This window comes from Oscillospiraceae bacterium (assembly GCA_025757685.1).
Taxonomy (GTDB): domain Bacteria; phylum Bacillota; class Clostridia; order Oscillospirales; family Acutalibacteraceae; genus CAG-217.
The window spans coordinates 1530521-1542860 of the sequence record CP107220.1 but is presented as its reverse complement, the minus strand read 5'-3'; the positions used below and the strand labels follow the sequence as shown (position 1 = coordinate 1542860).

The following is a 12340-nucleotide window of genomic DNA, read 5'->3' as shown; positions in this document are numbered from 1 at the left end:
TATTATGACATATAAATGGAAAATAATCAATATAAAAGGCGGGATTTTTCTTGAATTCTCCCGCTTTTTATGGTAAATTAAAATCAAATCTGCACCGGGAGGCAAAAAAGATGGCTGCATTACCCAAAGACCCGTTTATTTTGTTTAGCGTAATCAATACCAAATTGCGGGATTTTTATCCCAGCCTGGACGCTCTGTGTGCAGACTTGCAGGTGGACCGGGCGGCGCTGGAGGACCAGTTGGCTGCCATCGGCATGACCTATGACCCGTCGCAAAACAAATTTCTGTAAAAAACACTTGCAACCGCGCGCATTTTGTGTTATCCTATTGTAGCAATAAATCGAGGTGTGGCTCAGTTTGGTAGAGCACCACGTTCGGGACGTGGGGGTCGCAAGTTCAAATCTTGTCACCTCGACCAAAAAGGACGGCTTTTTCAGCCGTCCTTTATTTCTTTCTGTTTCCATTTTTGGCTTAGTTAAGCCAAATTTCCGCTTGTGTAAAAAATGAGAGAAAATAAAAAACTTTTGGCGTTGCAGTACTTATTGCAGTACTTGGTAATGCGAGGTATAGAAAAAGCCGGGCAGTTACTGAACTACCCGGCCTTTTTTTACATCAGCATTGTCGATATTGGAATTATGCGGATAATGTCACCATTTTTGGCTTTAATGCCAACAGAAAGTTGTTTGTAGCGCAGTCCATCATCCACTAAAACAGCTTCGATGCTCACATAGTCCGCAGTTTCAACCAAATCTTTGGTATCTTCCACAATCATTTTTCATTCCTCCTTTGTTTTTTGTTATACTACAAAGGAAGATGTGTTGTCAAGCGTTTTTCATTGAACTTGGTAAAAATTGCAACTTACTCACTTGCCTCTATTTTTAGCCCAGTAAAGTTCATAGCTTCAAAAATCCTGTTAATATGCTCGAAAGCTATGTCCTGTATTTCATCAAGGCAATGATCAAGAATATAATCTCTTAGCTCTTTTGTATCCTCCGGATGCATATTACATTCATAAATAAATTCCGCAGTTGCGCTTACGATTTTTTCAGCGTCCTTCTTATCCTTTTCATACACAGACGCATTAAAAGCCAGCAGTAGAGTATCATCATCCCCATTCAATGGGAATTTGGGTGAAACAAAGCACTCTATTGCCAATTCTTCTTTTCCATCCTTAATCAACTTAGTATCAACTGCAATTTGACTTATTTTGTATGCTTGCAATTTCAAATTATAGTTCATTGATTTACCCCTCCGCTCGTAATTAGATTTCTATTTATGCCATAAGAAAATCCATCTTCGCCTGATTTATAGGCATCTTTATCAATGGAAAATTGTGGAGCATGCTCTGTCCGAGACAGCCTTGATGGGACAAGAAAAACAACCATTGGATCAGTCGTTTTTTTCAATGAGGCTCGCAATGCCTCATTCACATACGCATTTAATGTCATATCGCGTTTGGTTGCTGCCGCCCATATATCCCTGTGCAATTCCGGACTTACTCTTACATTGAATGAGCCGCTAAAGCTTTTGTTTGGATCTTTGCCCTCCTCTTCGCAAAATTCCAAATAATCGTCCACCGCCTCTTTGAAAGCTTGTTCCACCTCGCCTGCGTTTTCGCACTCAAATGTGACTAAATCACGAATGCCCTCTATTTTGCCGAAAAGGATTTGGTCTTCTTGGCTATATTCCACATTCGTAAAATACCCTTTGTACTGAATAACATTGCTCATTTAATATCACCATTCCTTTCCATAGCAGCAATTATGCTTCTAATCGCAGCTTTTCTAACATACGCATCGGATCCATGAGGTTTGTGAAGAAATATTGTCGTTTTTTCTACATCATCCCTCTTTATAAATCCTACTCGAGAACCAGATGTTTTCCCTTTATTATTCTCACTATAACCGTAATGTTTCATGATTTTTCTTAATTCCTCATAGGTAAAATCACTTGGAACTAACAAAAACCGTTCCCAGAGCTTTTCAAACTGGCTCAATCTTTCCCACCTCTTTGCAACTAATTTGCAGTTGCATTCTATCATAAGAGTATGTGAAATTCAATAAAAACATGAATTTTTTTATCTTTTTGTCATATTTTTTGATAAAAAACAAAAGAAGCCCACCGATTACTCGGTGGGCTTTCTGCTTTACTTGATGAATTTACGGTCAATATCCTTTTCCCAGATACACAGCCAGCCGGAGGGACAGCGTGCCCACAGGTTGCCGGTGCTGAGTAGCTTGGTCTCCAGCACGGTGATGGTGGTGCCGGAGCGCAGCATAGCGTCTGCTTTCGACTTACTGCTTGTAGCGTGTCGCCGGCCGTCCGTGGTCAGATCCTTGACCTTCTTGCGTTCGGCAGCAGCACCTGCGCCCTTATAAATACCACGAACTGCTGTGGTGGTGTATGTGCCCGGCTTTATGGTGGGTGCCTTAGGGCTTGCCTTACGGTTGTTCACATCGTTTTCCGCATACACCGTCTTGCCACCTTTGGCGTTGGTGAACAGCCAAATGCCACTAATATCGGAAGCAAGGGCGGCAGGCTGTACATACACTTCTCGGGCGTTCTTCACTTTGGTGTATTTGCGCCGGTTGGCAGTCATGGTGAATTTGCCATCATACCAGTACGGATCTAATACGATCAGGTTACCGGACTTATCCAGGCCGCCGATATAGATATAATGCCCGCCGTTGGAGAACAGCTGCTTGCCGCCACCGCTGACGCATACAATGGCCTTGCCACCGGCTTTCAGGTGGTTCTTCAGGTCGGCAACGGTCTTTGCCCGCTTGCTTACGATGGAGTAATGCTTCTCCAGGTACACTGCCACCGTGTCCATATCGGTGCCATCTGCGGACCGTGCGCCCATCAATAGGCACTTCTGTGTCCAGGCTGCTGTGTCTAAGCCGGTAAAGCCGAAGTTATGGAGCACCATAAGACTGGCGCACACTCCGCAACCACTGGTATAGATACAGCCGGAAGTGCCGTATTTATAGGGGTGGGATTTGCTGGGATAACGGATAGACTTGCATTTTTCCGTGGTCTGTCTGCAATAGTACAGCTTACTCATGACTGACCGCCTCGCTTTCTGCGTTCTCTGACCGCTCCAGCGCAAGGGTTTCGTCCGCCTTTAGTGCAGCCTTGGTGAAGCTGTTGTTCTTCCACCAGGCGGCAAGGGAAGCCACCACGGCTACCACTGTTGACACAGCGGTGTACACCTCATCGTCACTGAACGGCAAAGGGTTCTTGCCAAAGGCATTCAAGAGTACATTCAGCAGAGATACCGCCAACACGACGGTTCTTGCGATTGTTCCTGCGGTTACTTTCATTTTTTAGTCCTCCTTTTGTTGTGGCTCCTCCGGGAGCGCAATAATCTCATTATAAAATCTGGTCATCATACCATTGCCGCCCAGGGCGTGGTATGCGTCATACACCTTGACCATGGCTTCCTTGGCGTACAGGGGGCAGTAGCCCCGCTCTGTGTGCTTGTCGTGCTGCCGTATGATCTCGGCGCGCAAAATGGACTGCAAGCCGTTTTCGATGGCTATGTACCGGGCTGTGGTGACTTCGTCAATTGCTTTTTTGCTCTTTTTTCTTGCAATCAATGAAGCAATCACAGCGGACACGGCGCTGCCCACCACCGTTGACACGGCAGCGGTCAGGGCGGCCGTGACGAATGCGCTATACATCGGTCTCACCCCCTTGCAAGGCGTTGATCTCTGCCCGGTATGCTGCCCGCTGCTTGCGGATCGGCGCATATTCATCTTCGGACAGCGCACCGTCCGTGTACTTCAGACAGAGGTAATCCGTCTCCGCCAGCTCGGACTTCAAAAACGCAATGCGGCTTTCTGTCTCCACATTCATTTTGCCACCCCCAATATTTCAACTTGCGTGCCTGCACCAATTGTTCGTCCATTGGTTGGGAAAGCTAACGACTTAATCGCACCGTGAGCCTCCACATCCTTGAATATGTTGAAGTTAACCTTGTTACTAAGCCATATACAGCCTTTTTCCATGACATCAGCTGGGTTGAAGCCACTTGACTTATCTGATTTGTTTTGCATTACACGCACCATGTCAGCAGTCAATTCAACCTCTGCAACAACGAAGCTTCCCTTATCTTTTGCAACATCGAAACGAAACGCATTGGGTATGTAAGTCTCAGATGTGTACGAATTCAAATATACAGTTTGGTCTCCGGCACTACTATTGGTAGTAGTTCCAACGCTAACCATGCGCAACTTAATTTTTCTGCACGGCTTAGACAAAATCCAGTTTTGCTTGTCCGTTGTATCGGCGTCAAATGTCTTGGAAAACACAGGCTCCCAGGTCTCAACGGAGCCGGTGTCGCCCGCAGTCGGCAGGGTAACCGTCCCACTGCCGTCTGTCGCTCTGCGTAAGATGGCCAGGCCAAAATCAGATTGTGTGACTGTGGCACACTCCACGCCATCCTCTTCAAAGAAAGACACCAGCGCCCCGCTGCGCAAGGTCAAGGCATGATCGCCGCTCTTAGCATCGTCAGCGTGCAATGTAATGGTGCCATGTGTGTCATAATCCACATTCAGCACATAGGGGCAGAACTCAGAGATGTTCCACCATTCGTGTAAGGTGACCGCATCGTTCGCCGCTTGCGCCAGAGTGCCCACCCAGCTGGTAAGTTTGGCTTGCAACTCATCACTTAACAGGTTCTCTGTGACCGTTTTTAGAGCCAGCCGCATGCCGGTTATTGCACGCGGCTTAATATGCTTGCCCTCCACAGACAGGGACTCGATCTTATCGCCGGTAACGGCACCGTCTGCCAGCTTGTTCGTAGTCACAGAGCTATCCGGGATCTCCACCTTGGCGGCAATATTGGCCTTGTCCGTGTCCGTCAGCACATAGTCCTTGCCATCAGCGCCTGCCGGTCCAGGATCGCCCTTTGGCCCTTGTTCGCCCTGGGGGCCTTGCTCACCTTGTGGGCCTTGCGGGCCCTCTGCGCCCGGCTCCCCTTGGGGACCCTGTGGGCCCGCTGCACCATCTTTTCCCGGTTCGCCCTGCGGTCCTCGCTCTCCATCTTTACCAGGAGCGCCCTGGGGACCCGTGTCACCCTTTGGGCCTTTAATGTTCACCGGTTCCGGGTTGTCCTTCCCGCCGTCATTGGTCCAGCTGATCTCGCCCGCTGCGGACACGCTGGGCGTATAAGTGGTGCCATTCACACCCTTACCAATATCCTTGAGCAGTGCCTGCACCTTGGCATAATAAGACTCCAACTCCGTTGGATCAGGCGTGTCTGCCTCCATAGCCGCCGCGTCATAAGAACCCGGGCGCACATAAAATACGCACGGCTCCGGGCTTATACGCTGCACCAACTGCTTGCCATCCACAGCATAGCCGTAAACGCCCAGGCGGCACATTCCCTCTTGCAGCGGCGGGGCGAAACACTGTCCATCCACCACAGTGGCAAACTGGCCGTTCATGCACACCCGCACGACCAGATCGGCGTATGCCGGGTCCAGCTCTACCACACAGCGAATCTGATTGACATTCTCAGCTGTCACCGGATCTTTGTTTTGTAAGATCACCGCCTGCTGGGTGACCTTAATATTTAATGTCTGCATAAAATCCTCCTTTTTGACATAAAAAAACAGCGTGCCTAAGCCGCCGTTTGCAGTTGACTGCAATTTGTATTTTACATGGGAATCACCTCCTGTTTTCTTGCAATCTGCGGGGAAGTGTGGTATGGTGGGGAGTGAAAGGAGAGATGGAGATGAAGTCTAAGGCCAAAGTGTGGATCCTTGTTGTGACCGTTGTAATGGCGGTGGGGGTCGGTATCGGTGTGTGGGTGCACTATGATCGAGTGCATGATCAGGAGACAGCCAGTCTGGTAGATCACGCTGTATCCAGTGCACTGGCTGGTGTTACTACACAGCCCACAGAGACCACTACAGAACCGGCAGCCACAGAGGCGACCGCAACCACAACAACTACAAAGCCCACAACCACTAAGAAGAAAAAGAAGAAGCATACTACCACGCAACCGCAAGTAGTGTATCGCACCGAAAGGAATGGCACAGTAGCCCCAGCCGCAATAAGAGAAACAACCGAATCAACGGTGCCGAAGCGTCCTGCTGACGCGCACTTTGATCCCATACCTTCTGACGATGGATATTACTGGGACACAGCTTATTCTCGAGACGATCCGTTAGAAGAAATATATGTCGATGAAAGCGGCAGGCATTTCTATTTCAAAAAGGGCGATAAATCCACTCCAAGAATATATATTGACTAATAACTCTAAAGCGGCTGTTCCAGTGCGGAGCAGCCGCTTTGCTGTTTATTGCAATTTTGCTTTCAGCGCGTCCACTTCGGCTTGCAAAGCGTCCAGTTGCTTCTTTTGATCTTGGATCAACTTAAGCATTGCCGGTATCATGATACGATCTTGCCAGCTTTCAGGTCTCCCTTCACTGTCATAGATCACTGCGTTGGGGTAATGCTTGTCCAGATCCTCTGCAATAACGCCGATCTGCGTCCCGCTGACCAATTCGTTGTCCTTGTATTCTGGCTTGTAATTGTACTGGCACACCTGTACATCGTAAAGACCGTTTGGATCCAGCACAGCGTCTTCTACCGGTTTGATATTCTCTTTGTATCGTTTTGATGAGTTTGCGGTTGTAATAACGCCGCTTGTGTTTACAACCAGTGGAATGGTTCCGCTTGAAGATTTAAAACTCAGTCTAATATCGTCTTGTACCGTCAGTTTGCCTCTGATTGTCGTGGCGTTATCAATCCATATACTCTTCCCGACAAGGTATAAAACATTATCGCCACCATTCGCACTAAGCACAAACCCGCCTTTTGATTCAATCGTATCACGGTACGCAGTGCTTCCGCTAAGCGTCCAACTCACTTTAGACAGTACAAATCTGGTTTCAACCGAATCTTTCGATCCCGCTTGTATACACAAGTTGCCATTCTGCTGCATTCTTAAGCAAATATCTCCGCCTTCTAAATATGTTTTGGCTCCGTGCTCATACTGACCGTATCCAATTACAAGGCTGTTACCACCAGATGCAGCATTAATGATTTCATATCCGGCAAGATCATATATTTTTTTGTAGAATTGTACATCGGCATCAAATTTGGTTTTCCCTTCCACCGATAGGGCCCCGCTTACATCTACCGAACCATTGCATACCATATCGCCGCCCATCGTTACATACCATGTACCAGTATATGAACCGTTGCTGTTCTTTTTTTGTGCAGAAAACACCCAAGAGCCTTTGGTAGTTGGCTTTTGAATGTATGCACGATAACTACCCAAATCCGCATACAGTTCTCGGTCGGTGATGTTCCACCCGGCGATCGTGCCTTTATCCGCAAGGATCTCAATACCGGAGAGTCTACCGGCTGAAATGTCCGTAGCATTCAGGTAATACTGGTTGGTTTTTTTGTTGTAGTACACCGCAAAGTCCTTAAAGGGGCCTTGCAATCCGGTGGTAGAAACAGCCATGCCGTTCTTATTCAGCAGCAGGCAGCGTCCTTTTGTCTTGCCCTCCGCTGCCGGGTACTCTCCGATATAAAGCGCGTCTGACACACCATCGCCGTCCCGGTCGATCAAAGCAGCGTAACCACCAACTGCGTTCGTGATAGAATCCGTGGCGTCCTGAATGCGCTGCGCCAACGGCGCTGTGACCTGCTGCATAGCCTTAGAGATCATGCGGGATAGAATGCTTCCGGCAGAGCTGCCCTCCTGTTCTGAACGGGCATGGGCGACCACATCCATAGTGACGGAGCCATCATAATCATACTCCACACCCATCAAGGGGATATGGTGATCGCCGGTATCGTCCCGGTAAGTGATCACATCGAAACTATCCAACGCCGGATTGGCCGTGAGCAATGTCATACTTCCCGGTCGGTACTGTATGCCCAGGTCAAATACAGTCTCACCCTGGTCGCCATCATCTATGTAGATCATATCAGATACAGCACCAAATACTTTTTCCGCTTGGGCCTGGGTGGTGATCAGTGGGTTGTCGAAATACAGCACCTCGCTGTTGACCGACAGACTATCTGGTGCAAGAATATTCTTATTCCCATTGTTGCAACTGATCCCCAGGTAGGTTTTGTCCGTCTCTGCCAGTGAAACCTCTGTGACCGTGTCATCTGTCACCGCGTATTCTGCCGTACCATCATATACCTGGGCGAAAGTATCTACTCGCAACTTGCCTTCTCGATCAAAGACGGCAGCACAGCCGCAGAACCCAGCCACATAACCGATGGCATCATTCACATTATAGGCAGTGACCTGCTGCTTGCCATCCTCATCTGTTTCCGTACCGCAGAGCAAAGAAACATCTACCGTGCCAAAGCCGGAGACCTTGCTCTCCACGCCGGCAGCCAACTCAAAGTTACCCTGGCGTGCCAGGTCTTTTAAGATTGCCAAAGGGGTCTGCTGACCGCTGATGGCGGCAGAATACGGCATAGAAAGATCATACATGTGGTCGTACATTTCCAAAGTGGTACATTCGCCGGACCGAGTGACCTTTTCCGGATAAAACACGCCCATTGGCACCCACTCCACTGCACCGTTGACCATACAGCCAAAGTACACCACGGTTTTCTGCCCGCGAAGCACGGCACCGGCGGGCACAGCCCACAGAACGCAGTTACACCCACAAGCGTAGGACTTTGCCAGCGCGTAATCGTCATGGCTGATACTGCGGTCAATATTCAGCTCCATAATGTTATTTTGCTCATTTGGGCTTGTAGGATCCGTCTCATCGTTGTAGCCAAAAATGAAATTGCCACATTTAACCTTCACATAGATCCGTTCCCCGTTTTTGATGGCCTGGTTAAAATCAGTGCTTGTCTTGTACATAAAATACTCCTTTAGCGCTCGATGGCATCTACTTTGTAGTTGATGAAATACCGGCAATCCCTGGCACCGGAATAGGCTGTCCAACTGGGCGTACCAAAGTAGCAGTTGAACGAAAACACCGTATTCCCGGAAGTATCCTCCAGTTTAATAGAATGCCAGGGCTTACTCGCATTGTTGATCACGCCGTTTAGTTTGTCCAATTCCGCCCGGGTCAAGGGTGGAAAGGACAACTGCCTTGTTTTTTTGACCTGAACGATACTGCCGTTCATATAAGCCGACTTGGAGCGGCCTGTGTTAGAGGACCACACCTTTTCGTCTGAACAGGATATGGCATTGAATGATGGGTTTGGCATTTTTGTGCCGTCAATATATAGTGGCATACCGTCCCTCCTTACGCTGTGGCCGTAACCGGGTCACGGCCTTTCTTTTCTGTTTGGTTCACATCGTCCAGCACCACCGTGCTTAAATGCTTACCGCCCACATATATTGGGATCGTTACATTGACCGCCTGCCCGCTGGTACCCAGCATTTGCACCATCATTGCGGCTACCTTGCTGATCCACTGGGTGTTTCGCTCCAAAGGCACAACAGCCTCGGCACCTTTACCTTCCAGCAGACCGACCTGGCCTTTTTTCAGCACGCCGCCCTTTTCCAGCTCTGGGATAGTGGGTATAGAAAACAACTGGTACTGGCCGTTGGTCACGCTCACGCCCAGGGCGCTAAGCACATTAGACAGTGTGCTGCCAACGCTGATGTTCAGCTTGTCGTTGATTTTGTCGATCATGTTGTTGATCAACCCGATTGCACCGTTCAGCGGACCCTTGAACGCATTGGTGAAGGTCTTTTTCAGGTTTTTCATACCGTTTTTCAGTCCGTCTACGATCTTGCCACCAAGCCCTTTCACCTTGGTCACAATACCGTTTTTGCCGGTAAAGAAGTTGACCAGGTTTTCCTTAAATTCGCTAAACTTCTTGCTGACCTTTTTCCATAGGTTACCGATACCATCGAAAAGACCTTGGGAAATAAATCCGCCCTGTTTTTTCATAACCTTAGACGGCGATTTGATCTCAAACGCTTTTTGGAAACCATTGATAAACGGTTGGAAAATGTGTTCCTTAACCCACTTCCATGCATCTCCAATGCCGTCAATGATGCCGTCCCAAATGCCCTGGGCCACATTGCCGCCGGCTTCTTTGATCTTGTCGCCAAAATAGGACTGTATACCGGACACAGCGTCAGAGATAAGCTGTCCCAGGAATGCACACAGGCCGCCTAAAGCTGCACCAAGCGATTCAAACAGAGCGCTTGCCATTCCACCAAAATCAATACCGCCTATGAAGTTTTCCAGCGCCGTAGCCAGCCCTCGCCAGTCCAAATTTTCCAGAAAGCCTGCAATGGCCTTGAATACACCGCTGATTGCATCGGACAGAGTCTTTGCCACCTGTCCCCAGTCAATGGTGTTGAATATACCGTTCAGGTTTTTAGAAAAGCCTGCGCCAAGAGCTGCAAAATCGAATGTGGTCAGGAAGGTGTCCAGTGCACCAAAGACGGTGTTCACACCGTTACCAACAATTTGTCCGGCACCCTCCCAGTCGAAGTCACGGATGAAGCCGTTTAGGCTCTTGGCAATACCGCAGACAGCGCCGTTGACTTTGTCCTGTATGCCTTTCCAGTCCAGTGCATTGATCTTGCTAATAATCTTATTACAAGAACCGGCGATTTGTTCGCCGATTCCCTCAAAGTCGCAGCTTTTCCACAGGTTCTTGATTTTCTCCAAATAAGCGGAGAACTTGTCGGACGCTGCCGGCGTATTGGCTGTAGACGCACCGGACGAACTACTGTCTTGCTGATCATCACTAACCTTAGTGATTTGGTCAAATCCGTACAGTTCTTTCTGCGCTTGAGACAGCTTTTTCGTCTCTTTTGTGGTCTTGCCCACAGCGGTGGCCGTGGCATTTACCTGCGAAGCGATCCCCACAGATGAAAGCAACCCACTAATGGCATTGGCAACACTCATGGCATAGGGCATGAGCTTTTCAAACAGCCCCACAACCACATTGATGGCCGGTGCCAAAGCATTTGCAAAAGCATTTTTCAAGGCTTCTACACGGTTATTCAGAGTCTCGTTCTGACTTAAATATCCGGTGATCACCGAGCGCAGCTCGCCGAAAATGTTTTTACACACTTTCAGCCCCAACGATACCACACCTATACGGCGGATAGACTTGACCACATTCAACAGGGACTTGCTGGCCGTACCGGAAGAAGCACGCATATTTTTCAGGTGACTATGCACCTTGCCGAAAGCGGCGCCCGCTGCAGATCCGATATTTCCAAATATGCCCTTTAACCCGGAGAAGCCCTTTTTCAGTTTCCCTGCTGCGGAAACATCACCGGTTTGCTTGAGCTGCTTGCTCATACTCTTAAGCGCAGGAGCATTTCTGGATATGGACGATTTCAAGTTGGAAAAGCGGTTGCTTTCCGTTGCTATATCCGCATTGGTTTTGTTGATCTGTCCCGTGGTCTGTGCCATTGCACTCTTCGCTTTGAGAATCTGCGAAGAGGTTTTGCGGATTTCATTTTTCAGCTTGTCCAGCGTATCCGTTTTTAAATTATTCGGATTCAGGCCAACCTCTTTCAGCTCGCTGTCAAAGACTTCTAAATCGTTCTTTATACGATTGATAGCCGCCCGCTGCTGTTCAATCTGATTGATCGTCATGCCGCTGGTCGACGCTGTTTCCATTTTGTGGATCCAGTCTACCATCTCCTGATACTGACTGCTTACACCGGCGATGCCGTTCTTATAGGACTTCAAAAACTCCTGCTGTGCCCGGTAAGTGGCTGTTACCTCTTTTAAGCGGCTGGACAACTGCTTGTATGTTTCGTCCTGACTGTGCAGCTGATCTTTCAGCTGTCTGGCTTTTGCCGTATACTCGGATATTTTCGCAGCACTACTCATAGCGGCCTGCACATTGCGCTCTTGGCTCTTAATAAGCGTATCCACCTGCTTTCCCATCTTCCTTGTATCAGAAGAGGCGGAAGACATTGCCTTGGCAGTCACCGTCTTAATTTTATCCGTCACGCCGGACAGCTGCTTCAGCTCGGCTTGGAGAGAGGCCATGCTCTTTTTGTACTGGCTAATATCCGCAGTAAATCGTGTTACCAATTCCTGATCCACAAAATCACCTCCTTTTCTTGTTTTTCAATCGTTAAAACTGATCAAAGTAGGCCATTGCTTTGGCCGCTTGAATATCCAGCACATCATCCTTTGTCCAATATGGGAAAAGGTCATACACTGCGCCCACATCCTCCCCGGCAACCGCAGCAGCGATAACCCCGGCTTGGATATAGGCGATTTGTGACAGATTTTGATACTGCCTTTTCTCAAAATCACGATGGAACAGAATGTAACGCTTTAGTTCTCCATAGGTCATGGCGAGAATAACAGAGAACGACAAGCCATAAGCGTTGGCCTCCAGGATCATA

The 12340-nt window shown here is 48.6% G+C and carries 15 protein-coding genes and 1 tRNA gene; 3 read left to right on the top strand and 13 right to left on the bottom strand.

Features of this window, described 5'->3' with window-relative positions:
- Positions 1-110: 110 nt before the first annotated feature.
- On the top strand, positions 111-290 hold the full coding sequence (locus OGM59_07200) for a DUF4250 domain-containing protein (GenBank protein UYI90488.1): 180 nt from the start codon (positions 111-113) through the stop codon (positions 288-290).
- 51 nt (positions 291-341) lie between these two features.
- Positions 342-418, top strand: a tRNA-Pro gene (locus OGM59_07195).
- Between the two features lie 189 nt (positions 419-607).
- Here OGM59_07195 and OGM59_07190 read toward each other — a convergent pair.
- The 9 genes from OGM59_07190 to OGM59_07150 form a co-directional block, all read right to left on the bottom strand.
- The gene (locus tag OGM59_07190; GenBank protein ID UYI90487.1) at positions 608-772 is read right to left on the bottom strand and encodes a hypothetical protein; all 165 of its coding nucleotides are present in this window, start codon (positions 770-772) and stop codon (positions 608-610) included.
- An 86-nt stretch (positions 773-858) separates the two neighbouring features.
- Complete coding sequence (locus OGM59_07185; protein UYI90486.1) at positions 859-1239, bottom strand: hypothetical protein; 381 nt, start codon at positions 1237-1239, stop codon at positions 859-861.
- Positions 1236-1730, bottom strand: a complete 495-nt coding sequence (locus OGM59_07180) for a type II toxin-antitoxin system HicB family antitoxin (GenBank protein ID UYI90485.1) — start codon at positions 1728-1730, stop codon at positions 1236-1238. Before OGM59_07180 ends, OGM59_07185 begins: the two co-directional genes overlap by 4 nt.
- Positions 1727-1996 carry a hypothetical protein gene (locus OGM59_07175; protein UYI90484.1) on the bottom strand — a complete coding sequence of 90 codons (270 nt, stop codon included), beginning with the start codon at positions 1994-1996 and terminating at the stop codon, positions 1727-1729. The genes OGM59_07180 and OGM59_07175 overlap by 4 nt, the downstream gene beginning before the upstream one ends.
- Positions 1997-2146: 150 nt before the next feature.
- Positions 2147-3064 (bottom strand): C39 family peptidase, encoded by a 918-nt coding sequence (locus OGM59_07170; protein UYI90483.1) that lies wholly within the window; start codon positions 3062-3064, stop codon positions 2147-2149.
- On the bottom strand, positions 3057-3323 hold the full coding sequence (locus tag OGM59_07165; GenBank protein ID UYI90482.1) for a phage holin: 267 nt from the start codon (positions 3321-3323) through the stop codon (positions 3057-3059). Before OGM59_07165 ends, OGM59_07170 begins: the two co-directional genes overlap by 8 nt.
- A 3-nt stretch (positions 3324-3326) precedes the next feature.
- Complete coding sequence (locus tag OGM59_07160) at positions 3327-3683, bottom strand: hypothetical protein (protein UYI90481.1); 357 nt, start codon at positions 3681-3683, stop codon at positions 3327-3329.
- Positions 3676-3858 carry a hypothetical protein gene (locus tag OGM59_07155; GenBank protein UYI90480.1) on the bottom strand — a complete coding sequence of 61 codons (183 nt, stop codon included), beginning with the start codon at positions 3856-3858 and terminating at the stop codon, positions 3676-3678. Before OGM59_07155 ends, OGM59_07160 begins: the two co-directional genes overlap by 8 nt.
- Positions 3855-5591 carry a collagen-like protein gene (locus tag OGM59_07150; protein ID UYI90479.1) on the bottom strand — a complete coding sequence of 579 codons (1737 nt, stop codon included), beginning with the start codon at positions 5589-5591 and terminating at the stop codon, positions 3855-3857. The genes OGM59_07155 and OGM59_07150 overlap by 4 nt, the downstream gene beginning before the upstream one ends.
- Positions 5592-5740: 149 nt before the next feature.
- Between OGM59_07150 and OGM59_07145 the strand changes: the two genes are divergently transcribed.
- On the top strand, positions 5741-6262 hold the full coding sequence (locus OGM59_07145) for a hypothetical protein (GenBank protein UYI90478.1): 522 nt from the start codon (positions 5741-5743) through the stop codon (positions 6260-6262).
- Between the two features lie 45 nt (positions 6263-6307).
- On the opposite strand, the gene OGM59_07140 is transcribed toward OGM59_07145, so the two are convergent.
- Genes OGM59_07140 through OGM59_07125 form a run of 4 tightly spaced genes read right to left on the bottom strand, consistent with a single transcriptional unit; the run spans position 6308 to position 12339 of the window.
- The gene (locus OGM59_07140) at positions 6308-8854 is read right to left on the bottom strand and encodes a tail fiber domain-containing protein (protein ID UYI90477.1); all 2547 of its coding nucleotides are present in this window, start codon (positions 8852-8854) and stop codon (positions 6308-6310) included.
- Between the two features lie 11 nt (positions 8855-8865).
- Positions 8866-9234, bottom strand: a complete 369-nt coding sequence (locus tag OGM59_07135; protein UYI90476.1) for a hypothetical protein — start codon at positions 9232-9234, stop codon at positions 8866-8868.
- 11 nt (positions 9235-9245) lie between these two features.
- Entirely contained in the window at positions 9246-12032 is a 2787-nt protein-coding gene (locus OGM59_07130) for a hypothetical protein (GenBank protein ID UYI90475.1), read from the bottom strand.
- A 31-nt stretch (positions 12033-12063) separates the two neighbouring features.
- Positions 12064-12339, bottom strand: a complete 276-nt coding sequence (locus OGM59_07125) for a hypothetical protein (protein ID UYI90474.1) — start codon at positions 12337-12339, stop codon at positions 12064-12066.
- Between the last annotated feature and the right edge of the window lies 1 nt (position 12340).